Here is a 23200-nt window from a genome sequence, read left to right as displayed (position 1 = left end):
GGATCTTTCAGTCGGCCATGAGCCAAAATGTGAAAAAACGGTTTTGCCGGCGGACTTGACCGAGCCTATTGAGCGCCGGGAAGTCATGTCAACGCCAAAATCGCGCCGGCGGATTTTGTCAACCTGCGGCGGTATCCAGCCCTTGACACACCTCGCCGCAGAGTCCTAATCTGAGTGCCAAGTCGTTTTAGCAAAACGGTTTGGCACCTCCACGTTCCAGTCTCTCCGTTCAAGAGAAAGGGAGTCGACAGCGATGTCCTCTCGAAAAACCATCTCCAAACTCGCGGGTATCGGCGGTATCTGCACCGCCGTCGCCCTTGCCGCTACAGGCTGTGGCGCCGGCGGCCCGGCAGCCACTGAAGGCGGCGGCAGCAGCAATTCCATCAACGTTCTGGTCGAGGCCGGCGGACATGCCGAGCTGCAGCCCATCGCCGATCAATGCGCCAAAGACACGGGCGTCAACGTGAACTTCGTGGAACTCCCGTACGACGGGCTGTTCAACCGCCTCTCCAGTGAGTTTTCCTCCGGCGCGGTTTCCTTCGACGTTGCCGCCCTTGACTCCGTCTGGCTGCCAAGCTTCAAGGATGCCCTGCAACCCATCGACGAACTTTTCACCGACGAAGCGAAGAAGGACATCTTCCCTTCGCTGGTGAAGGAAGCCAACGTCGATGGCCACTTCATTGGAATGCCGGCGTGGACCAACGCCGAGATCGTTCTTTACCGCAAGGATCTCTTTGAAGACGCCAAGAACAAGGCGGACTTCAAGGCGAAATACGGCTACGACCTCGCCGCGCCGAAGACCTGGCAGCAGTACCAGGACATCTCCGCCTTCTTCACCAAGGACGGCATGTATGGCACAGACGTCAAGGGCGGCGTTGAGACTGAGTACCTTGCCCACGTGCTGCAGGCCGGCTCACCCATGGTTGTGGACAGCAACAACAACGTCGTCATTGACAATGCTGCCCATAAACAAGCGCTGGATTTTTACACCAGCCTCGTCAAGGACGCCCCCGCCGGGGCCGCCCAGGTGGACTGGGCCGCGGCCCAGAACCTCTTCAACCAGGGCAAGACGGCGATGACCCAGTTCTGGGCCCATGCGTACCGGCAGATCCCGAAGGACTCTCCCGTCTACGGCAAGGTGGGAACCGCGCCAATGATCGGCGGTTCCGCCGGTGTGGCCGGTGTACCCGGGCCTTGGTACCTCTCGGTCCCGAAGGCAACGAAGAATGCGGATGCTGCGAAGAAGTTCGTCAAGTGCGCCTTCGACCACAACGACCTGGCCATCCAGTCCAGCCTTGGCTTGGCTGCAAGGGTATCTGCCTTCCAGAAGTACCAGGACCAGCCCGGCTACGAGAGCTTCAAACCGCTGATCGAAACACTCAACGCGCCTGCGACGGCAACACGTCCGGCAACGGCGAAGTGGCAGCAGATTGTTGACACGGTCCTCGTGCCGATGCTCCAAAAGGCCGTCGCCGGCGGAGACAGTGCCACCCTGCTCGCCGACGCCAAGACCAAGATCCAAGCCCTCCTCAAGTAGAGACTCCGCGGCCGGCATCAAGCAGGTGGCACCGCCACCAGACGCGGTGCCGGCCGCGGCCCCAACCAGTGGAAGAAACCTCCTGTGCGCATCCCTGATCGCCGCTTTGCCCTGTACCTCATGACACCCGCGGCGCTGTTCCTAGCAGTCTTTGTTGCCTACCCGTTGTTCCGCCTGATCTCCGACAGCTTCTTCAAGATTTCCCCTCTTGTGGGGGGTCCCCGCGAATTTGTGGGCTTTGACAACTACGTCCGGGCCTTCACGTCCCCGGACTTCATCAGTGCGGGCTGGCGGACGTTCGCCTACACCCTGACGGTCGTGTCTCTTGAGTTTGCCCTCGGCCTTGGCATGGCGCTGCTGTTCACCACCCTGGGCAGGAAATCCCAAGTCTGGCGGACACTGTTCCTGTACCCCTTGATGATCGCGCCGATCGTGGCCGGTTTGCTCTGGAAGTTCCTCATGATCGACAATTTCGGACTTCTCGGCACCTTGCTGCACCAAGCGGGCATCCTGCAGGACCCGAATCAGATCGGCTGGCTCTCAAACCCCGACATCGTCCTGTTCTCCGTCGCCGTCCCGGACATCTGGCTGACGACTTCGTTCATGTGCCTGGTGCTCTTCGCCGGATTGCAGAACATCCCCGGAGATCTCATTGAAGCGGCCAGGCTCGATGGCGCCCGGGCGCCGTCGCTTCTGTTCCGCATCATCCTTCCGCTGCTCCGGCCGGTCATCGCTGTGGCGCTCGTGGTCCGCGGCATCGACGCGGCGAGGGCTTTCGACACCATCCTTATCCAGACCAATGGCGGGCCGCAGTCTGCCTCTGAAACCATGAGCCTGCTCGTGTACCGGACCATGATCCGCTTCGGTGATCCCGGGCTCGCCAGCGCCATGGGCACCATCTACCTGTTGGCCATGCTCGCCATAGCCTTCGTCGCAGTCACCACGATCTGGCGGCCGGGAAAGGACACCTGATGAGCATCGCAGAAGCCAACAACCACGGTGGCAGGCCGATCGGCCCGGCCGCGCCACTGCCAGCAGGCGTGGCACATTCGAACGCGCAGGCACCGGCGAGCGCGGTAGCCGGCCGGTCAGCCTTCCAACCCGGGCGGTCCGCGTCGGCGCCGACCCCGGCAGGTGCCGGCCGAAAGCGCCGGAGCGTCCACCGCGAGGGACTCGAAGCCGGAAAGCGCAGCACCAGGACCATCCTGTGGATCCTGCTCGCTGCCTCGTTGATCCTTTACGGATTCCCGTTCGTGTACCTGCTTTTCACGTCCTTCAAGACGCCCATCGATACCATCGCCGTCCCGCCCACTATCCTCCCCAAGGAATGGACGCTGCAGAATTACGCCAACGCACTGGGCCGCAGCGGTGTGCCGGCATCGTTCATCAACAGCATCCAGACGGCGGTCATCAGCACACTTCTTTCCCTGGTGCTCTCTGTCCCGGCAGCCTACGGGATCACGCGCTACAAGACCCGCAGCGGGAGGATCTTCATCATGGCCGCCCTGGTCACCCGCATGGTGCCGCCAGTGGCCATCGGTATCCCGCTGGCGTCGATGATGGCCTCCGTCGGCCTGGCCGATACCCCGATTGCCCTGTCCATTGCGCACACCACCATCTCGCTGCCCCTTTCGATCTGGCTGATGTCCAGCTTCTTTGAGGCCGTGCCGAAAGACCTGGAGGAGGCTGCGACGGTGGACGGTTGCAGCAGGCTGGGGGCCCTGTGGCGGGTGGTGATTCCGGTGGTGTCCGGTGGCATCGCGGTTACCGCGATCTTCGCCTTCCTGGCTTCCTGGAACGAGTTCCTGTTCGCACTCTTGATGACGGCCATCCGGTCCCAAACCACACCCGTGGTCATCGCCAACTTCCAGACCCAGTTCGGCCTGGACTGGGGATCCATGACAGCCCTGGCGGCCGTCTATTCCATCCCGGTTATCCTCCTGACCCTGCTGCTGCAGCGCAAGATCGTCGCAGGCATGACGCTCGGCGCCGTCAAGGGCTAGGCCACCAAGCAACGAGTAGCCTACTGGTAACCCCCAGGGGCATCACCAACCATAAGGACGTGGGACACAGATGAGTAACAGGAATATCGGAATCAAGGACGTGGCCGTCGCCGCCGGTGTGTCCGTGACCACCGTGTCCCATGTCCTCAATGAGGTTTCCTATGCGCGGATCAGCCCTGAAACCCGGGACAAGGTCAAGTCTGTGGCGGAGCAGCTGGGGTACGGCCCCAACCGCCTTGCCCAGGCGCTCCGCACGCAAAGGACCGGGATGCTGGGCCTGGTCAGCGAGGACATCGCCACCACGCCCCACGCCGGCCGGATCATCCTCGGTGCCGATGAGGCGGCGAAGGCCAGGGGGTACAACCTCATGATCATCAACACCTCGGGTTCGGCCAGCCTCGAGTCCCGGCAGGCCGACGTCGAAGCCCTCCTGGAGCGCCGGGTTGACGGGATCCTCTACGCCACCATGTATCACCGCACGGTGAAGCTGCCGGCCAACCTGGGCAGCGTGCCCTCCATCCTGGTGGACTCGGTGGCTACCGACGGAAACATCACTGCCGTGATTCCGGACGAGGAAGGCGGGGCTCGCGCGGCGGTGGAGGCGCTCCTCGAAGCAGGCCACACCCGCGTGGGCTTCATCAACAACACCGATGATGTGCCCGCGACCCGGCAGCGGCTGCAGGCGTTCCGGGCGGCCCTGACCGAGGCAGGGCTCGACGGCGGTGCGGCACCTGTGGAGTCGGCAGTCTCCGAGGTACAGGGCGGCTACGAGGCTGCCCTGCGGATCCTGGCACGCGGCGACCGCCCCACCGGGCTCTTCTGCTACAACGACCGGATGGCGATGGGCGCCTACCGGGCCGCCGCGGAACTGGGACTCTCCATCCCGGCCGATCTTTCCGTCGTGGGCTTTGACGACCAGGAACTGATCGCCGCCAACCTCCACCCTGGCCTCACCACAGTGGCGCTGCCCCATTACGAGATGGGCGCGTGGGCCACCGAACACCTGATTGACGCTGTCGAGGGGAAAACGGACCTTTCCCTCATGGCACTGCACCCGACCATCCTGGGCTGCCCGCTGGTGCGCCGCGATTCCATCGCGGCGCCACGCCACTGAGCAGCCAACCCTTCCACTTCCCAGAGGACCGCACCAACCATGTCCACTTTCCTTGATGCTCCACGCCCGGAAACACCTCCGGCCGGGACCACCCGGTTCCGTCCGGCCATCCATTTCACGGCACGGGATACCTGGCTCAACGATCCCAACGGCCTGGTGTTCCACAACGGCATCTACCACCTCTTCTTCCAGAACAACCCGTTCGGCAACGTCTGGGGCAACATGTCGTGGGGCCACGCCACCTCTCCGGACCTGGTGCACTGGACCGAACATCCTGTCGCCATTGCGTGCGATGACGTGGAGGACGTCTTCTCCGGCAGCGTGGTGGTGGACCACGGCAACACGTCCGGCTTCGGCACGGCGGATGCGCCGGCCCTGGTGGCCATCTACACCAGTGCTTACAAGGGTTCGTCGGAACACAGTGGCATGCAGGCCCAGTCGCTGGCCTACAGCGCCGATGCCGGGCTGACCTGGAACAAGTACGATGAAAACCCGGTCCTCACCAGGAACTCGTCAAACTTCCGTGATCCCAAAGTGTTCCGCTATCAAGGCGATCAGGGTGCCTACTGGGTCATGGTCGCCGTCGAGGCGCATCACCAGCAGGTGGTCTTCTACCGTTCGGATGATCTCAAGTCCTGGGAGTACCTGAGCGATTTCGGCCCGGCCAACGCCGACGCCGGCGACTGGGAATGCCCCGACCTCTTTCCGCTCGCGGTGGACGGTGACCCCGGCAACACCAAATGGGTCCTGATCGTGAACGTCAATCCCGGCGCGGTGGCGGGGGGCTCCGGCGGCCAGTACTTCGTGGGCCATTTCGACGGCGTCCGTTTCGTTCCGGACGCAGGGTCCCTCGCAGCGCCGGGCGGGGTCAGCTCGCTGGACGCGGCCACCGCGGCCGCAGCACTGCGGCAATGCCTATGGCTGGACTGGGGCCGCGACTGCTACGCCTCCGTGTCTTTCAGCAACGTCCCCGACGGGCGCCGCATCGTCATCGGCTGGATGAACAACTGGGACTACGCCAACGAACTGCCCACAGCACCCTGGCGGTCCTCCATGACCCTGGCCCGAGAACTTCGCCTCACCGCGGCCCACGGCGCACTCCGCCTGGTCCAGCAGCCCATCCTGGCAGGGCGCAGCGAAGGAGAAGAGCTCATTCCTGGCAAGCAGCTGGTGAGCGCAGGGTTGCGTGAGCTGAACGGCGAAGCCCTGCGGCTCCCGGATGCTGTCCCCGGCACCGCACAGATCATCGAAGCCGAGATTGCCCCGGGCGGCGCTGACCGGCTCGACCTGCGGATCTTTGGCGGCAGGGACGGGGCCGCAGGCGCCGTTTTGAGCTACGACACGGCCCGCGCCGAGCTCAGCCTTGACCGCCGGAGCTCAGGTGACACCGGCTTTCACGCAAAGTTCGCTTCCGTCGAGTCAGCCCCGCTGGTCCTGGAGGATGGCGTCCTCAAGCTGCAGGTCGTCGTCGACCATTGCTCCGTGGAGGTCTTTGCCCAGGGCGGCGCCGTGGTCCTGACCGACCTCGTCTTTCCTGACGCTGAGCACCAGCAGGTCTGGCTGTCCGCCGAGGGCGGTCGGGCAACCGTCCTGCGACTCACGGTTTCATCACTTGACTAAGGAAGGGTCCCGAATGTCAACACCCCAGCACCTCCCCGATGGCCCCGCGGTGGGGACCGATGTGATGGTCGTCGGCGAAGCCTTGGTGGATATTGTCGTCTCCCCCCGGGGCACGGTGGAGCACCCGGGCGGATCGCCGGCAAACGTTGCCTACGGGCTCGGCCGGCTGGGAGTCCAGACCGAACTGCTGACGTCAATCGGGGACGACCACTACGCAGCAGCCATCGAAGGCCACCTTCGAAGCGCGGGCGTACGCCTCCTGCCCGGTTCCAGGCGGCAGGGTACAACCGCTACCGCCACCGCCGTCCTGGCCTCGGACGGTTCGGCCCGGTACGACTTCGACCTCCGGTGGGACCTTCCGCGGACGGCGCCGGCCATGCTGCCCAAAATCCTGCACGCCGGCTCGATCGCCACTTTCCTGGCACCGGGTGCGGCTGCAGTACGCGGGCTCCTCGAACAGTCACACCGGCGCTGCATGGTCACGTACGACCCCAACATCCGCCCCGCCCTGCTCGGCAGCCACGTTGAGGCGAAGACGATCTTCGAGGAACTCATCCCGTTCACCGAGGTGGTCAAGCTCAGTGATGAGGATGCGCACTGGCTCTACCCGCGGCGGCCGCTGGAGGAGATTTCAGGCCACATCCTGGGGTTGGGCGCCCGTCTGGTCGCGATCACCAGGGGAGCGGAGGGGTCCATGCTGACCACCAGGGACACCTGTGTGCTGGTTCCCTCGGTCCCAGCAACAGTGGCGGACACCATCGGTGCCGGCGACTCATACATGTCCGCCCTGATTTACGGACTCCTCATGCGTGGGGCGGACGGCCTGGCGCCGTCAGTGCTGGAAGCGCTGGGCCGGATGGCAGCCAAGGCCGCCGCAATCACGGTTGGCCGCCCGGGCGCCCAGCCGCCAACATTGGATGAACTGCAGTCAGGCCTCCCGGAACAGCAGCCGGCACACCAGTGAGAACACCAAGGGAAGAAACTATGTCCAGCAACAACTATTACGACGTGACGGCGTGGCACATCGGCAACCCGGCCAAAGACGTCGGGGAAGTCATCAACAGCATCATCGCGGACATCAAGGAACGGCAGTCCGGCACCAACGTGGACGACGGCGGAAAACCGGGTGCGGTGATCTACCTGCCGCCGGGGGACTACCGGCTCCGTACCCAGGTGCTGATCGACATCAGTTTCCTCAAGATCCAAGGTTCAGGACACGGCTTCACATCATCGAGCATCCGGTTCAACGTTCCCCAGGAGGAGTGGCCGGACTTGCACGAGCTGTGGCCCGGAGGCAGCCGGATCCTCGTGGACCTTGCCGGTGGACAGGCAGCGGGACCCGCAGGCGCCGCGTTCTATGTCGAGCGGGACGGCAGCCCCCGGATCAGTTCCGTGGAGTTCTCCAACTTCTGCATCGACGGGATGCACTTCGCACCGGATGGTTCGGACCTCCACCCGGAAAACACCTACGTCAACGGCAAAACGGGGATCTACGCCGCCAGCGCCAACGACTCCTTCCGCATCAACGGCATGGGGTTCATCTACCTCGAGAACGCACTGACCATCCACAAGGCGGACGCACTGTCCATCCACGACAACTTCATCGCCGAGTGCGGCAACTGCATCGAACTGCGTGGGTGGGGCCAGGCATCGAAGATCACCGACAACCTGATCGGCGCAGGCTTTAAAGGCCACTCGATCTACGCCGAGAACCATGGCGGGCTCCTGGTCACCGCGAACAACGTGTTCCCCCGAGGGGCCAGCAGCGTCCACTTTGAGGGTGTGACCCGTTCAAGTGTCAGCAACAACCGGCTGCACTCGTTCTATCCCGGCATGGTGGTCCTCGCTGCCAACAGTTCCGAGAACCTCGTGGCCACCAACCATTTCCTGCGCGACCACGAACCGTGGACGCCCTTCCTGGGAATCGACAACGGGAAGGACGACCTGCAGGGGCTTCTGAGCGTCAGCGGAAACAATAATTCGATCATCGGCAACCACTTCTCGGAAGTCGTCGACTCGCAATCCATCCGGCCGGAAGGTGCCACCCCGGTCATCATCCGGCTGGTTGAGGGCGCCGGCAATTTTGTCTCCACAAACCACGTAGTGGCCCTGGACGTCAACGCCACATCGAGTGACTCCTGCTTTGAGGCGCAGGTGGACGCTTTGCTGGCCACGGGCGCCGCCGACGGCCTCGCCGTGACGGCCGTACAGGTCGATGCCGGCTCCGTCCGCAACACGATTCTTGATTCTGGAACCGAAACCCAGGTGCTGGCCGACCGGGCGGCCAACGCCGTCAGGGCAACACCGGCAGTGGGCTTGTAGGCGCGGCAGGGGAGGGGCGGAATTACTCTCCCAAAATCGCATCCATTTCCTGGCCGGCGATATCCACGATGCGTTGCATGGCCGCGTGTGCTGCGGCTGGTTCGCTGGCGACAACGGCCCTCGCGACCTCGAGGTGCAGGCGCAGCGGCTCGGGCTCGGGCCGATCGGGCATCAACCCGTGCTGGGTTCGACCTGTCAGGACCTCTGCAATTGCCGATTCAAGGTTCAGCAGCATCTCGTTGCCGGATGCTTTCAGGATCAGCGCGTGGAATTGGATGTCCAGGGGGAGGAAGGCGGCCAGGTCGCCTGCTGCGGCAGTGACTTCAAGTCCCGCCGCAAGGTCAAGGAGCCGGCGCCCGTCCTCGGCAGCTATCCGCGTGGCAGCCAGTTTTGCGGCGAGAGGTTCGACGGCGGAGCGGAGCTCGGTCAGTGAGCGAAGCTGGGCCGCCCTGCCTGCCCCGTTCAGGCGCCACCGGACCACGAGTGGATCGAAAACATTCCACTCGGCTTGAGGGCGGATGGATACACCCACGCTGCGCCGGGAGGACACCATTCCGAGTGTTTCCAGTACGCGCAGGCCCTCCCGGAGCACGGACCGGGTGACCTCGTACTTTTGCTCCATGTCTTCGGACCGGAGCACCAGGCCGGTGGCCAGTTTGCCGGACGTGATGTCGCTCCCGAGCCGCTCGACGATCGCGGAGTGCCTGCTCACATGTCGGGCCGTCCCTGGTTGGTCAGGCATTTTGGGGTCCCCCTCAGCCCGGAGGTACGCCTAACTTCTGGCAGCGCCGCCGGGTTCCATAAATCGTATTTAGTGTGTACGGTGATCCACAGCATATTTGGCGGGCCGGTCAAAAACAAACAAATCCGGACTCCGCCCCAACCCAAGGAAAGCCATGACACCCCTCCTCCTTCCTGCGGCAGCGCAGCCCTGGAACGGCCACGACACCCAGCTCGTGGTGGTCGCCACCATCGGCATCGCCCTCATCGTGCTGCTGATCGTCAAATTCAAGCTCCACCCCTTCCTGTCCCTGGTACTCGGTTCGGCCTTTGTGGGACTCGCGTCCGGCGTCGGCCTGGACAAGGTCATCAGCAACTTCGAAGACGGCGTGGGAAACACCCTCAAGGAAGTGGGCCTCCTCATCGCCCTCGGTGCGATGCTGGGCAAGCTGCTTGCCGATTCCGGCGGCGCAAACCGCGTGGTGGACACGTTGCTTGGCAAGGTCTCCCCGAAGCTCCTGCCGTGGGCCATGGCCTTGGTTGCGGTAATCATTGGCCTGCCGATGTTCTTCGAGATCGGCCTGGTGCTCCTGTTGCCCGTCGTCGTGCTGGTCGCCCAGCGCTCCGGCGGGAAGCTGATGCGCGTCGCCATCCCAGCCCTTGCAGGCCTTTCCGTGCTCCACGGACTGGTTCCGCCGCACCCCGGCCCCTTGGTTGCCATCTCCAGCCTGAACGCGCCCCTCGGCATCACGCTGGCCCTTGGCCTCCTCATCGCCATTCCCACGGTCATCATCTGCGGCCCGCTGTTCTCGATCTACGCAGCCCGCTGGGTCCCGGTGGACGCACCCAAGATGGCCGGCGGCGTCGACACCGAACACACCCAGGCCGACCCGGACGCCAAGCGGCAGCCGACCTTCCTCGTCACCTTGCTGACCATCGTCTTTCCTGTCGTGCTCATGCTCCTCAAGGCAATCGTTGACATCGTTTCCCCCGACGCAAAGAACCCGAGTGCGGCACGCGTATTTTTCGACTTCATCGGTGAACCCCTGGTCGCGATGACCCTCGCAGTGCTCCTTGCCCTGGTGACCTTCGGCTACGCCGTCGGTTTCACCGGCAACAAGATCGGCGGCAAGATCGGCGCCTCCGTGGGGCCCATCGCCGCAGTGATCCTGATCGTTGGCGCCGGCGGCGGTTTCAAGCAGACGCTGATCGGCGCCGGGGTAGGTGACGCCGTCGCGAAATGGGCCACGGGAGCCAACATTTCGGTGCTGGTCCTTGGGTTCCTCATCGCCGTAGCGATGCGCCTGGCCACCGGTTCGGCCACCGTCGCCACCGTCACGGCCGCCGGCATCGTCGCGCCGTTGGCCACATCCCTTTCCCCGGGGCATGCAGGCCTGCTGGCACTCGCAGTGGGTGCAGGCTCGCTGTTCCTGTCCCACGTCAACGACGCCGGGTTCTGGCTCGTGAAGGAACTCTTCGGCCTTACCGTGGGCCAGACATTCAAGACCTGGTCCGTGATGGAGACGCTGATCTCCCTCGTCGGCTTCGGCCTGGTGATGGTTCTCTCCGTGGTGATTCCATGACGACGCAGGAAGGCGCGCCCGCATCGGGGCAGGACCAGCAGCAGCCCGTCCTGGTCATCATGGGCGTGTCCGGATCCGGTAAATCCACGGTGGCAGGCATCCTCGCCGGCCAGCTGGGCTGGGACCTCGAGGAGGGCGACGACCTTCACTCGCCGGAGAACATCGAAAAGATGGCGTCCGGAATCCCGCTGACCGATGAGGACCGCTGGCCGTGGCTGGACACGATCGCCTCCTGGATCATCGAACACACGATGGCCGGGATACCAGGGATCATTACCTGCTCGGCGTTGAAGAAGGTCTACCGGGACAGGCTCCGGGAAAAGAACGTCGTGTTCGTGCACCTGTCCGGCTCCAAGGAACAGATTGCCCGGCGGCTGACCACCCGCATGGACCACTACATGCCGCCGACCCTGCTCGACTCGCAGATCGCCACGTTGGAACCCCCGGGACCGGAGGAGAACACCATCGTCATCGACGTGGGTCGCACTCCCGCGGAGGAGGCGGCCGAAATCGTCCGCCGGTTGGGGCTATCACCGGCTTCCGGTTCCTCGGCCCTCGGCCACCCGCGGCCGGGCAGTTCCTCCGCGGGCACTCCGGCCTCCGACGGGTCCTGACACCCGACCGCCGAATAAATATGCAGCGCGCCCGCGGGCGCGCTGCATATTTCTTGTAGCCGGCAGGCCCGCCGGAACACCGCGGCAGCTGGTCCGGCTGCTCGGCTCCGGTCAGAGGACGCCGGCTGTGGAGACGAGCTGCACCCTGCCCTCGTCGAGCCGGTATGCCAGTCCGACGACGGCGGTGGAGTAGTTGTCCACAGCATCGAAGATCACCCGAGAATTATCCAGCAGCCGGTGTACGGTCTGCTTGACGTGCTCCACCACCACGGCGTGGATGTCCTGCTGGGCGGCGTTAGCGGACGCCAGCACCGAGGGCGTGATCCTTTCGACGAGGTCGCGGATGTGGCCCGGCGGCGCAACCCCGGTTTCAATCGCGTGTTGGGCCGCCGTGACGGCGCCGCAGTGGTCGTGCCCGAGTACTGCGATCAGCGGAACATGGAGCACCGACACTGCGTACTCGAGCGAGCCGAGCACGGCGTAATCCGGCACGTGTCCGGCCGTCCGCACCACGAAGACTACCGCCTTTCGCGGGGGCTGCGGGGGAGAAGGATTTCTCTCAGGACGTGGGGGCGGGCGACGGAAGGGCCGCAATGTTCCGGTAGAGCTCGGAATTGAACGTGGTGTGGCCTTGCTCGTCGGTGACATAGACCTCGAACGTGAACGTGCTGTCGTTGTTATCGAGCGTGAACTCGATCGAGGGATCCCTGGCAGAGATGGTGCCCTGCGAGATTATCCGGCCGTACTTCTGCTCGGGGGCACTGAGGCCGGGACCATGCTGCGCCGGGTCCCGGATGAAATATCGGACTGTATATTGCGCGGGCGGCAGCGATTTCACTGTTGGGAAGAAAGTGAATTCCCTCGTTCCGGTGTCGGGGTAGACCTTGGCGCGCCACTGGTAGGCGGTGACGCCGGGAGTGAGTGCGTCGTCGAGGTCGCGGACGCCGGTGCGGTTTGTTTGGGCGTCGACGCTCGTGGTGTGTCCCAGGACCTTGGCGACTGGTCCATGCCCGAAGCCGAGTCCGAGGCCAAGGGACACCGACGCGACCGGGACCGCAATCGCCCATATGCGTGAGCGACGCTGCAGGCCCGTCCGGACGGCTTGCCGGTGCATCGAGACGTTGGCGGGCATGGTACGAAAGTATGCAGCCCTTGAATACGGGTTGCTGCCTGCACGGGCCCAGGCCTCAATATAGGCAGCGTGCGCCGGGAGCGCAGCTTCTGTGCCTCCCACGGGGTTCCAATAGGACAGGAACGGCAATGGCAGGTCCCGGAGCCGGTCGTACCAATCCCTGCTGGTCAGGGTGGGCACCATGCGGTACTGAGGACCTCCGCGCGCCGGATATTGGCGGAGGTAGGCGTGGAAGTCCTCAAGCTGGGCACGTTCGACACTGGTGTGGAGGACGAATGCCCTGGTCAGGATCGCTGCGTCGCCCGTAAGCGTTACCCACTCCCCGGCACGCCAGAACAATGTCGTGCCAATAAACGATGATATGAGTGCTCCCGCCAGAATCAGGGCTTCGACCCAGAAGGGGATGATCGAATGGTCGCCCTCGTTGATGAGGATCGAGGCGGCCACGGCCGCCGTCGGGACCACCACGAGGCCGGCGCCGAGTGCGATCGCCGCCCAGCCCGGCATCCGCAAGGCGCGGATCCGCGCGGGCAGGTCAACCTCGCGATAAGGGTCCCCAACCCCCGGAACGAACATCGTTTCCCCCTCCGACAACAGAACTACCGCAGGGCCGCCTTCGTCAGCCCGGCCTGAGCTGGCGGCGCGGAAGCCCGGAAGGATGATGCTTTCATGCGCATGCACTGTTGGACGCGTGTTTGGGGGAACCTTCGCTAATCTTTGGTGATCCTTGCGCTGTGGTGCCGGAGGCGGGCGGTCCACGCCTGCCGACGGGCAGCGGCCAGTGATGGTTTGATTGGTCAGTGCTCCGTTTCAAACGCTACCTGGTTCTCTGCCTCGTCCTGGTGTGCGCTATCACAGCATTTTCGTTCTGGGCCATCCTGCAGCCGGGTAACGACGCCCGCGGGGTCTTTTCGCCGCCGCCGCTGGCGGGCGTGAAGCTTGACGCATTGTCCGCCGGCATGACCACGGCGGTGAACGTGACCAAGACCCCCGACGGCGGCTGGCTCGCCCAGGCGGCCGGGAAAACGGGCATTCCCGCGCCGGCTCTGCGCGCCTACGTTGCGGCTGCCGCCGGCGCCAACGAATCGCATCCGGGCTGCGGGATCGGCTGGAACACGGTGGCGGCAGTGGGATACGTCGAATCAAAGCACGGTACCTACGGCGGCGGGAGCCCGGACGCCGCGGCCCAGGGCAACGGGCCCATTGTGGGCCCCAGCCTCAATGGCGCAGGCTTCGCCGCCATCCCGGACACGGACGGCGGCGCCCTGGACGGCGACGCCCACTGGGACCACGCCGTGGGACCCATGCAGTTCATCCCGTCAACGTGGAAGATCGCCGGACTGGACGGCAACGGCGACGGCGTGGCGGACCCCTTCAACCTGGACGATGCCGCCCTTTCCGCCGCCACCTACCTGTGCGTCCACGGCGGCGACCTGGCCACTTCCCGGGGATGGACGGACGCCATCTACTCGTACAACCAGTCCGATGCCTACATCCGGCAGGTGCGCGCCCAGGCCACTGCCTATGCCGCGAACACCGGCACTGTACAGTAACCCGGCACCACTCAGCAGGACTGGCCGGACAAACCTCCAAGCGCATGCGGCGGGTAGTCTGAGCCCGTGGACTTCTCCTGCGAACTCGCCAACGGCATCATTCTCCGTCCCGTCCACTTGTCCGATGCCGCTCCGCTGGCCGCGGCCTTTCAGGCCAACCGCGCCTATCTGGCACCCTGGGAACCGGTCAGGCCGGAGGAGTTCTACACGGTCCAAGGCCAACATGACGTCCTCACCCGGCGGCTAAAAGACCTCGACGACGGCACCGCACTTCCCATGGTCCTGGTGGGAGGCAAGGCGGTAGTGGGTTTGCTTAACCTGAGCTCGATCGTCCGCGGCGCCTTCCAAAATGCCCACGTTGGCTATTGGACCGCCCAGGACGCCCAAGGGGGAGGGCTGATGACGTCGGCGCTGGCCGCGGCCATGATCATTGCCAAGACCCAGCTCGGGCTGCACCGGCTCGAGGCTGCCACGCTCGTCCACAACACGGCATCGCAAAGGGTTCTGGAAAAGAACGGCTTCGAGGCCTACGGCACCGCCCGGGCCTACCTGCGGATCGCCGGACAGTGGCAGGACCACCGCATGTACCAGCGCATCCTCTAAAAAGGGCCCTGCCGGATGATCGGCTGTATTGCTTTCGCGGCCACCACGTCCAGGAGCCCGCAAGCTCCAGCCCGCCGCTGGTCCGGAACGCACCGGAGGAGTACTGAGGGAATCCTAGGGAGCGCTCAGGATTGCGGAGTAGGCGTAGGCGGCATTGCTCCAGGCCACGAACAGCAGCGGTGCCGGTGCCAGGGCCACGCCCAGGACCGGCTGCAGCAGGGCCGCGGACGCAATGATCCCGAGCAGCACCAGCATGGCCAGGCTCAGGTACCAGCGTTGGACGGACAGGTAAAGGGACGCCTTGAGCAGGCTTTTCAGCCCGTTGCCGGGAAGGAGGACGACGCCGGCAACAGCCATTACGGCCACGCTCACGGTCATCGCGGCGGCCACCAGGATCACGGGCACCAGGAGTGCGGCAGCCGGCATGGCCTGCACGATGGCCAGGTCCACGCCCAGGAACAGCAACACCGCCACGGATGCGAGCCCCAGCGGGGCCGCACGCCGGAAACCGCGCCGGTAGCCCCGCAGGAAGGAGGCCACGGGCTTGGCCGCAGCGCCGTCGTCGTGCAACGCCTGGAAGGAGGCGAAGAGTGCGGCGAGCGACGGCGCGACCGTGACGGACAGCGCCAGGAAGAAGGGCCACGCAGCGGCCGGGTCCGCCACCAGGGCAAGGCACAGCACCAGCGGCGCATTGGCCAGGGCCATCAGCAGGTTTCCGGCCAGGAAGGTGTAGATGAAGCCGAAGATGCTGCCAAACGCGTCGAACCCGGGGCTGGGAATCCGCCCGGCCAGGCCGCGCCGCACGGGCTCTGCCGGCCGGGTGTTGTGCTGTGCCACGGATGTCATCCTTTCATTCCGCTCGTGGCGATCCCCTGGATGAAGTACCGCTGCCCGATCAGGAAGATGGCCAGGATGGGTATCACCGAGATGACGGACCCGGTCATGATCATGGCGTACTCGGCGTCGAACTGGCCCACGAAGGAACGGAGCCCCAGCTGCACGGTCCAGAGCCGGTTGGAGGTGAGGTAGATGAACGGGCCCATGTAGTCGTTCCAGGTGTTCACGAACGTCAGCAGTGCCAGGCTGGCCAGCGCCGGTTTGGACAGCGGCAGGATCACCCGGGCCCAGATCCCGTATTCGCTCAAGCCATCGATCCGGGCCGCCTCGCACAGCTCATCCGGGATGGTCATGTAGTACTGCCGCATCAGGAACACGCCGAACGCACCGAACGCCTGGAGCAGGATCAGCGCGTTGAAGCTGTTGGTCAGGCCCAGGTTCTGCATCATGATGTACTGCGGCACCATGTAGGCCTGCCAGGGTACGGCGATGGTGCCGATGTAGCAGAGGAACAGGACGTCCCGCCCCGGGAAACAGACCTTGGAGAAGCCGTAGGCTGCCAGCGATCCGGTGAGCACCTGCAGGCAGGTGATGATCACGGCCAGGTACAACGAGTTCTGCAGGTACCCCATCATGGGGATCCGGGTCCAGATGTCCGTGTAGTTGCTCCACACGAATTCGCTGGGAATCCACTGGATGGGCACCGTGAGGACCTGGTTGTTTTCCTTCAGCGAGGAGGAGACCATCCAGATGAACGGCACCATGAGCGCCAACACCAGCACGGCCAGCACGGCGTAGATGATGAAATCCGTGGTCCGCTTCTTCCGCTCCCGGCTGGAGCGCCTGCCGTTTCCGGCAACCGGCGGACGACGGCGGCCGTCCGGAGCAGGTGCCGGGGCGGTGCCGGCCGGCGGTGCCCCGGCCTTGAGGTCTTCGGCCATGTTGGTCATCAGCGTTCCCTCCGCTGTTGGATCTTGAACTGCAGGACGGTGACCGTCAGCACAATCAGGAACAGCACGAGCGAGATCGCTGACGAGTAGCCGAACTTCCCTTCGCCGATGCCCTCCTGGTAGATGAGCTGGGACAGGACCGTGGTGGCCCGGCCCGGACCGCCGTTGGTCATCACCACGATCAGGTCGAAGACCTTGAAGCTGGAAACCGTCAGCATGACCACGACGAAGAACGTGGTGGGCCGCAGTGACGGTATGGTGACGTTCCAGAAGCGCTGCCAGGCGCTGGCGCCGTCAACCTCCGCTGCCTCGTAGAGTTCTGCGGGGATCGCTTGCAGGCCGGCCAGGTACAGCACCATGTAGTAGCCCATGTCCCGCCAGACGCTGGTGATGATGACGGCGGGCAGCGCCCAGTCTGAGCTGGAGGTCCAGCCCGGCGCGTTGGCGATGCCGATCGTGTGCAGGAACTGGTTGATGGGTCCGTTGTCCGGGCTGAAGAGCATGTTCCAGACGACGGCGACTGCCACCAGGGAGGTGATGTAGGGGAAGAAGATTGCCACCCTGAAGAAGCCGATGCCTTTGAGCTTGCGGTTCAGGAGCATGGCCAGCAGCAGGGCCAGGGCCATGGTCAGCGGCACGTGTCCTATCGCGTAGACCACGGTGTTCCGCAGGGCCACCCAGAAGGAGTCGCTGGCAAGCATCCGCTGGAAGTTGGCTAGCCCCACCCATTTGGGGGCACTGAAGGAAGTCCATTCCATGAAGGAAAGGGCGAACGCGGCCAGCACCGGGATGAGGGTGAAGGCCAGGAATCCCAGGAAGTTCGGGAGGATGAACGTCCAGCCGATCAGGGTGTTGCGCCGCGCCTGTTTCCGGTTGCCCCGGCCGGGCGCCGGGGCTGCTGCAGGCGCGGCGGCCGGGGTGATGGTTTTGGTTGTCATGGCTGCCTGTTACTGGCCCAGGACTTCGCTTTTGACACGCTTGCCCATCTCGGCGATTCCGTCGGCCACGGACTTCTCGCCGACCATGATGAGGTCGTGCTCCTGGTTCAGGATCTTGTCCGTGGCTGCCGACTTGTCGCTGACGGGCATCTCCAGGGCGGTGCTGTCAGGTGCGAAGGCCTTCTTGGACAGGCTGTCGGTGGGCATGCCGTCGAGCTTGAAGTAAGCGTCCGTCACGGCGTCGTCCTGCAGGGCCGGGACCACGCCCACCTTGGAGATGGCCTTGGCTCCCTCTGCGCCCGCGGCCCATTCGATGAACTTCCTTGCCTCGTCGGAGTGGGTGGCGTTCTTGTTCACTGCAAAGGCGGTGGGGGAACCGAAAGTGGTGACTTTGCCGTTGGAGTCCTTCTGCGGCATGGGTGCCAGGCCCCAGTTGACGTTGGTCTTGCCGTCCTTCTTTGCCTGCAGGAGTCCGGCGATGTACCAGGTGCCCATGGGCATCATGGCGGCCTGGCCGCTCTCGAACATGGTCCGGTAGCTGGTTTTCTGGCTCTTGGCTGTTGCGTAGTCCAGGGTGGCGCCGCTCTTCTGCAGGTCCAGGGCCATGGTGTATTGGTCCTTGAAGTAGCTGTAGTCGCCGCTGTTCTGGTCCTTGCCGTTCTGTGCCGCGGAGACGGCTTCCACCACCGAGCGCCAGATGTGCTGGTACGTGCCGTAGACCTTCTTGCCATCCGGGGAGGTGCCACTGAGTTTCTTGGCGATCTCGGCGTACTTGTCCCAGGTCAGGTCCTTGGGGTCATCGATGCCGGCGGCCTTGAAGAGATCCTTGTTGTAGTAGAGCAGCCAGAAGTCCTGCCGGTAGGGGGCTGCGTAGTACTTGCCGTTGATGTCGAAGGCGTCCAGGGTTGCCAGCTTCTCCTTGCCCACGGAGTCCACCACGTTGTTGATTTCCTGCAGCTGCCCATTGTTGGCGTACCGGGCGTAGTCGATGACGTTCTTCATGGTCAGGACGTCGGTGGTGTCCCCGCCCGCCAGCATGGTGGTGACTTTCTGAGGGTAGTCGTCCGCCAGGATGTCCACGGGTTCGATGAGAACGTTGGGGTGGCTGGCTTCGTAGCCGTCGAAGAGTGCCTTGAATTCCGGTGTTCCTTCGTAGTTCCACACGGATACGGTCAGCGTGGTCTTGCCGTCCTGGGCCTGAGGTGCGGTGCCTGCGGCACCGGCGCATCCGGACAGGCCGAGACTTGCGGTGACGGCCAGCGCCATGGCGGTAAAAGTCCTGCGCTTCATTGCGTTCTCCTTTGAGGTTTTGGTTGTTTGCCGTGTGTGCGGCATGGGGTTGTTCAGGCGCTGAGGGAGAGGTCCGCGGAGACCACTTGCGCCGCGAGTTGCTGGCCGGTCAGGTAGCGTTCGAGGTCGTTCAGGGCGGCATCGGACATCCGCCGGGTTTCGGTTCCGAGGGAGCCCGCGATATGCGGGGTGATCTCCACGTTGGGAAGGTCGTAAAGAATCGAGTCCGCCGGGAGCGGTTCGGGCTCGGTGACATCCAGCAGGGCCTGGATCCGGCCCGTGGCGCACTCGGCTTCGAGGGCCTTGGTGTCCACCAGTGACCCGCGGGCAGTGTTGATCAGGGTTGCGTGGTCTTTCATGGCCTGCAGCTCGGCGGCGCCGATCATATGGCGGGTTTCCGGAAGGGCCGGGGCGTGGACCGTGACGATGTCCGAGGATTCCAGCAGCTCATGCAGGGACACCAGCTTTCCGCCGGCGGCCGCCACGGCCGCCGGGTCCGCGTGGGGGTCGCTGACCAGGCAGGTCACGTCCTGGAGCTGCTGGACCAGCCGGACCACGCGGCGGCCGATGCGGGAGAACCCGATCACGCCGATCACCCGGCCGATGTTGCCCAGTTCCCCGCGCGCCGTGGCATAGCCCCAGTCCTCCCGGTGGGTCCGTGCGTCGTTCGCCAGCACGTGGGCCTTCTTGCCTGCCAGCACGATAGACGCGAAGGTGAACTCGGCCACCGGGATGGCGTTGGCGTCCGCGCCGTTGGTCACCAGGATGCCGCGTTCCCACAGCTCCGGGGTGACGAAGCTGCGTACCGTGCCCGCACAATGGAACACCGCGCGCAGGTTGGGCATCCGCGCCAGTGCTGGTGCATCGAGGCGGGGAACGCCCCAGCTGGACAGCAGGATCTCAACCCCGGCCAGGTGGGCGGCGAACGCCGGGTCTTCCAGTGAGTCGGTCCACGGCGCTTCGCCGAGGTCCACCAGGCCCGCCAGGCGTTCGAGCCGCACGGAATCGAACTGATCGGCAAATGTTCCCTGGTTCATGACCAGCAGGGCCTTAGGTTTACGCGACATTCGGGCCTCCTTTCGTCGTTGGTTGGAGTGCGGATCGGGCCGCTGTTCATGTCTTGCATCACATCTAACAATCAGTACATACTCATGAACAAGACAGAACAACCAAGATAACCTTGATCGTTCTAAAACGATCATGATCGAACAACCGAATCGATTTTCTGATGCCAGTCCCGATGACTTCCGCCGTGGCAACGCCGCCCGGCACACCCCTTGCCTCGGCATGGGGAAACCACGCCCGCCCGAATGAACTGCGGCGGGCACTCGATGGCGCCCAGTCCCGCATACCCGTCCGTCCGGCAGGCCATCCGGCCTGGCGCCGTGTGGCCGCCACCCGTCTGGCGGCACTGCAGCGTCAGGCAACCCAAGAACGCGGAACCGCCTGGCCGCAGCCCCTGGTCTCCCACTACGCGCGCTACTTCCGCGACGGCAACCGCACCGCGTACGAGGGACTGGTGGCCGCCCGGCAGCAGAGGCTCACCCGCGCCGTGGTGATGGCCCTGGCTGCTGCTGACGGCGGTGAAGCCGAGCCTTGGCTTGACGAGGTTGTGGACGGTGCCTATCTCCTCTGCGAGCAAAGTTCCTGGTCCTGGGCTGCACACGACGATGTGTTCCGCCGCTCAGGGGACGTGGTTCCGGACCAGGGACGGCCGTTCCTCGACCTGGGCGCCGGCGAGGTGGCTGCGCAGCTGGCCTGGCTGGACCACGTCCTGGGCGCCCGCCTCGACAGCCGGGCGCCGGGCCTGCGGAGGCGCCTGCGCGAGGAAACCCGCCAGCGTGTGATCGAGCCCTTCCTGGACCGGCTCGACTGGCACTGGCTGGGCCTTGACGGTGACGTTCACAACTGGAATCCGTGGATCCATTCGAACCTCATCGCCGGCGCGCTGTTCCTGCTGGACGATCCCCGTCTGCAGGCCCGGGTCGTGGCCCGCTGCATCGAAGGACTGGACCGTTTCCTGGCCTCCATCCCCGCAGACGGTGCCATCGACGAAGGATTCGCCTACTGGTGGAACGGGGCGGGCCGGGCCTTGGAGGGCCTGGCGCTGCTGGAGGATGCCACCGGCGGCGTCCTCGGCGCCGGTTTGCCCGTAGTCCGGGAGCTGGTTGCCTTCCCGCACCGGATGCACATCGGCGGTCCATGGTTCCTGAACGTGGCAGACGGCCCCGCACGTGCCGCCGCGTCACTTCCATGGGACATGCTCCACCGCTGGGCGGTGCGCCTCGGGGATGATGACGCGGCACGGCACGCGGCCTCGATGCTCGCCGGGGCGCCGGATGCTGCGGCCGGGCTGGGCCGTGTCCTGCACTCACTGTTCCTGGGTGCCTCGGCGCCCGAGCGCGTTCAGGGCGTGAAGGACACGTTCCCGCTGGTACCGTTCACATACCTGCCCTCCGTCCAGATTATGGTCGCCCGGGAAACAGCAGGTACCACCCGCGGCCTGCTCCTCGCCGCCAAGGGCGGCCACAACGGCGAACACCATAACCACCGCGACGTCGGTTCGGTGGTGGTTGCAGTGGACGGGACCCCACTGCTGGTTGACGCCGGCCAGCCCACCTACACCGCCAAGACCTTTGGACCGGACCGCTACGACATCCGTGCCATGCAGAGCACCTGGCACAACGTCCCTGCCCCCTTCGGCATGGAGCAGGGAACAGGCAGCGGGTTCGCCGCCGAAATCCTAGAGGCGCCAACGGCGGAGCACCCCTGCCTTCGCCTTGCCCTGGGGGCAGCCTATGGTCTGCAGCCGCACCAGTGGATCCGAACGTCCGCCCTGGACCGTGCCACAGGCCGGGTCACCATTGCCGACCACTGGGACCTCCCGGCCGGCGGGCACGGCGAAGACCAGCACACTGCCGTGAAGCACAGGCCCGCGTCCGACGTCGACATCACCTTCCTCGCAGCCGGCACCGTCCGCGTCGGTCCGGCGGGCATCGCGGACATCCATCCGGCCGGTCTTCCCGGGACGGACTCCGGCGGCGCGGCGGCGTCCCTGCGGGGAGCCGCCCTGCGCTGGGAGCCGGGAACCGCCGTCGTCCTCGTGGACGAATGGCACTTGGACGACCCGCTGCTGTCCTCCGTCTGGGGACCGAAACTCACCCGCCTGCGCTTCCGCGCGCCAATCCTGTCCGGCGCCGCGGGCGCATTCACCCTCACTGTGGAGGCAACACCATGAGTCCTGAACAATCCGCCGGCGCGGAAGGGAAGTCGTTGTTCTCGCTGCAGCGCAGGGAACGGCTCATGGAGGAGCTGCGCGCCCACGGCGCCATTACCGTAAGGGACATTGCAGCGAAACTCGGTGTCAGTGAGCTGACCATCCGGCGCGACGTGAACACCCTGGCGGATGAAGGGCTGGTGTCCCGGGTGCACGGCGGTGCCACGCTGCCCAGCCCCTTGGACCGCTCCGCGGCGGGCCGGCCGGCTAACCACAGCTACTCGATCGGCATGGTGGTGCCGTCGCTGGACTACTACTGGCCGCAGGTGATCAGCGGGGCGCGCGCCGAAGCGGAAGCCCAAAACCTTCGGATCCTGGTCCGCGGGTCCGCCTATGACGCGGCAGACAACCGGCGCCAGGTCCAGGCCCTCCTGGACACCCAGAACATCGACGGACTGATCGTGGCGCCGGACATGGGCGGGGAGCACGGGCAGGAGCTGCTGCGGTGGCTCAACGCGCTGCCCATCCCCGTGGTGCTGGCCGAGCGGCGCTCGCCGCCTGAGGTCCCGGCGCATCGGCTTGAGTGGGTGGCCACAGACCATGCCTTTGGCGCCGGCATGGCCGTCCGGCACCTGTGGCAGGAAGGTCACCGGCGGATCGGCTGCCTGACGGACTCCTCCAGCCCTACCAGCCCGCATGTTGTCCGGGGCTGGCAGCAAGCCATGGCCGCGCTCAAGATTCCGGTCCAGGGCTCGGTCCTGGAAGACTCGGTCAAACAGGCCAACGGTGAACGGGCGCAACACTTCGATCAAGTCCTGGCACTGTGTGCCGCAACCGGTACCACCGCCATGCTGGTGCATTCGGATACCCAGGCGGTCGCCTTCGTCCAGCACTGCGTAGACCGTGGACTGGCCGTGCCGGGGGACCTCGCAGTGGTGGGATACGACGACGAGGTGGCCTACCTCGGCGAACCCGCCATTTCAGCCGTCCGCCCGCCCAAGCAATACGTGGGCAAGGTGGCGGTCCAGCTCATGGCCGCCCGGCTCGCCGAAGGCCGGATGCGGCCGGTGCACCGGGTGGAACTCAATCCCGACCTGATCCTGCGCGATTCATCGGTGGGTGCGCCGCGCGCTGCCACCGGCGCGCTGCTGGACCCGCTGTGAGCAT

Annotated in this window: 20 protein-coding genes and 1 pseudogene; 13 read left to right on the top strand and 8 right to left on the bottom strand. The window is 65.1% G+C overall.

Annotation, left to right across the window (positions count from 1 at the left end):
* Positions 1–253 precede the first annotated feature (253 nt).
* The 7 genes from QRN53_RS06470 to QRN53_RS06440 all read left to right on the top strand — a co-directional run bounded on the left by QRN53_RS06470 (position 254) and on the right by QRN53_RS06440 (position 8596).
* A complete protein-coding gene (locus tag QRN53_RS06470; RefSeq protein ID WP_285243184.1) occupies positions 254–1537 on the top strand; it encodes an ABC transporter substrate-binding protein in 1284 nt (427 codons plus the stop codon).
* An 84-nt stretch (positions 1538–1621) separates the two neighbouring features.
* Positions 1622–2509: a carbohydrate ABC transporter permease gene (locus QRN53_RS06465; RefSeq protein ID WP_285243183.1), complete on the top strand. Its 888-nt coding sequence runs from the start codon at positions 1622–1624 to the stop codon at positions 2507–2509.
* Positions 2509–3540, top strand: coding sequence for a carbohydrate ABC transporter permease (locus QRN53_RS06460; RefSeq protein WP_285243182.1), 1032 nt, complete (start codon positions 2509–2511; stop codon positions 3538–3540). Before QRN53_RS06465 ends, QRN53_RS06460 begins: the two co-directional genes overlap by 1 nt.
* Positions 3541–3610: 70 nt before the next feature.
* Entirely contained in the window at positions 3611–4654 is a 1044-nt protein-coding gene (locus QRN53_RS06455; protein WP_285243181.1) for a LacI family DNA-binding transcriptional regulator, read from the top strand.
* A gap of 39 nt (positions 4655–4693) precedes the next feature.
* The gene (locus QRN53_RS06450; RefSeq protein ID WP_285243180.1) at positions 4694–6274 is read left to right on the top strand and encodes a glycoside hydrolase family 32 protein; all 1581 of its coding nucleotides are present in this window, start codon (positions 4694–4696) and stop codon (positions 6272–6274) included.
* A gap of 13 nt (positions 6275–6287) precedes the next feature.
* The gene (locus tag QRN53_RS06445) at positions 6288–7238 is read left to right on the top strand and encodes a carbohydrate kinase family protein (RefSeq protein ID WP_285243179.1); all 951 of its coding nucleotides are present in this window, start codon (positions 6288–6290) and stop codon (positions 7236–7238) included.
* A gap of 20 nt (positions 7239–7258) precedes the next feature.
* Entirely contained in the window at positions 7259–8596 is a 1338-nt protein-coding gene (locus tag QRN53_RS06440) for a NosD domain-containing protein (protein WP_285243178.1), read from the top strand.
* A 22-nt stretch (positions 8597–8618) separates the two neighbouring features.
* Here QRN53_RS06440 and QRN53_RS06435 read toward each other — a convergent pair whose 3' ends face one another.
* Entirely contained in the window at positions 8619–9308 is a 690-nt protein-coding gene (locus tag QRN53_RS06435) for a FadR/GntR family transcriptional regulator (protein ID WP_285243177.1), read from the bottom strand.
* A 184-nt stretch (positions 9309–9492) separates the two neighbouring features.
* Between QRN53_RS06435 and QRN53_RS06430 the strand changes: the two genes are divergently transcribed.
* The gene (locus QRN53_RS06430; RefSeq protein WP_285243176.1) at positions 9493–10899 is read left to right on the top strand and encodes a GntP family permease; all 1407 of its coding nucleotides are present in this window, start codon (positions 9493–9495) and stop codon (positions 10897–10899) included.
* On the top strand, positions 10896–11513 hold the full coding sequence (locus tag QRN53_RS06425; RefSeq protein ID WP_285243175.1) for a gluconokinase: 618 nt from the start codon (positions 10896–10898) through the stop codon (positions 11511–11513). Before QRN53_RS06430 ends, QRN53_RS06425 begins: the two co-directional genes overlap by 4 nt.
* Before the next feature lie 111 nt (positions 11514–11624).
* Here the strand turns inward: QRN53_RS06425 and QRN53_RS06420 are convergent.
* A pseudogene (locus tag QRN53_RS06420) lies at positions 11625–12032 on the bottom strand (carbonic anhydrase); the annotation flags it as partial.
* Positions 12033–12072: 40 nt separating this feature from the next.
* Entirely contained in the window at positions 12073–13221 is a 1149-nt protein-coding gene (locus tag QRN53_RS06415; protein WP_285243174.1) for a hypothetical protein, read from the bottom strand.
* A 224-nt stretch (positions 13222–13445) separates the two neighbouring features.
* Here QRN53_RS06415 and QRN53_RS06410 point away from each other — a divergent pair, with 224 nt between their 5' ends.
* Positions 13446–14198, top strand: coding sequence for a lytic transglycosylase domain-containing protein (locus tag QRN53_RS06410; protein WP_285243173.1), 753 nt, complete (start codon positions 13446–13448; stop codon positions 14196–14198).
* A 66-nt stretch (positions 14199–14264) separates the two neighbouring features.
* Entirely contained in the window at positions 14265–14801 is a 537-nt protein-coding gene (locus QRN53_RS06405; RefSeq protein WP_285243172.1) for a GNAT family N-acetyltransferase, read from the top strand.
* A gap of 114 nt (positions 14802–14915) precedes the next feature.
* On the opposite strand, the gene QRN53_RS06400 is transcribed toward QRN53_RS06405, so the two are convergent.
* Genes QRN53_RS06400 through QRN53_RS06380 form a run of 5 tightly spaced genes read right to left on the bottom strand, consistent with a single transcriptional unit; the run spans position 14916 to position 19883 of the window.
* Positions 14916–15647, bottom strand: coding sequence for a DUF624 domain-containing protein (locus tag QRN53_RS06400; protein ID WP_285243171.1), 732 nt, complete (start codon positions 15645–15647; stop codon positions 14916–14918).
* Positions 15644–16588 carry a carbohydrate ABC transporter permease gene (locus QRN53_RS06395; RefSeq protein WP_285243170.1) on the bottom strand — a complete coding sequence of 315 codons (945 nt, stop codon included), beginning with the start codon at positions 16586–16588 and terminating at the stop codon, positions 15644–15646. Before QRN53_RS06395 ends, QRN53_RS06400 begins: the two co-directional genes overlap by 4 nt.
* On the bottom strand, positions 16588–17526 hold the full coding sequence (locus QRN53_RS06390) for a carbohydrate ABC transporter permease (RefSeq protein ID WP_285243169.1): 939 nt from the start codon (positions 17524–17526) through the stop codon (positions 16588–16590). Before QRN53_RS06390 ends, QRN53_RS06395 begins: the two co-directional genes overlap by 1 nt.
* A gap of 9 nt (positions 17527–17535) precedes the next feature.
* Positions 17536–18816 carry an ABC transporter substrate-binding protein gene (locus tag QRN53_RS06385; RefSeq protein WP_285243168.1) on the bottom strand — a complete coding sequence of 427 codons (1281 nt, stop codon included), beginning with the start codon at positions 18814–18816 and terminating at the stop codon, positions 17536–17538.
* 53 nt (positions 18817–18869) lie between these two features.
* Entirely contained in the window at positions 18870–19883 is a 1014-nt protein-coding gene (locus tag QRN53_RS06380; RefSeq protein WP_285243167.1) for a hydroxyacid dehydrogenase, read from the bottom strand.
* Positions 19884–20068: 185 nt separating this feature from the next.
* On the opposite strand from QRN53_RS06380, the gene QRN53_RS06375 reads away from it, so the two are divergent.
* Both QRN53_RS06375 and QRN53_RS06370 read left to right on the top strand, forming a co-directional pair.
* Entirely contained in the window at positions 20069–22054 is a 1986-nt protein-coding gene (locus QRN53_RS06375) for a heparinase II/III family protein (RefSeq protein ID WP_285243166.1), read from the top strand.
* On the top strand, positions 22051–23196 hold the full coding sequence (locus tag QRN53_RS06370; RefSeq protein ID WP_285243165.1) for a LacI family DNA-binding transcriptional regulator: 1146 nt from the start codon (positions 22051–22053) through the stop codon (positions 23194–23196). Before QRN53_RS06375 ends, QRN53_RS06370 begins: the two co-directional genes overlap by 4 nt.
* Positions 23197–23200: the final 4 nt, after the last annotated feature.

It is taken from the genome of Pseudarthrobacter sp. fls2-241-R2A-127, assembly GCF_030209355.1.
GTDB lineage: Bacteria > Actinomycetota > Actinomycetes > Actinomycetales > Micrococcaceae > Arthrobacter.
This window is presented reverse-complemented; position numbering and strand designations above follow the sequence as displayed.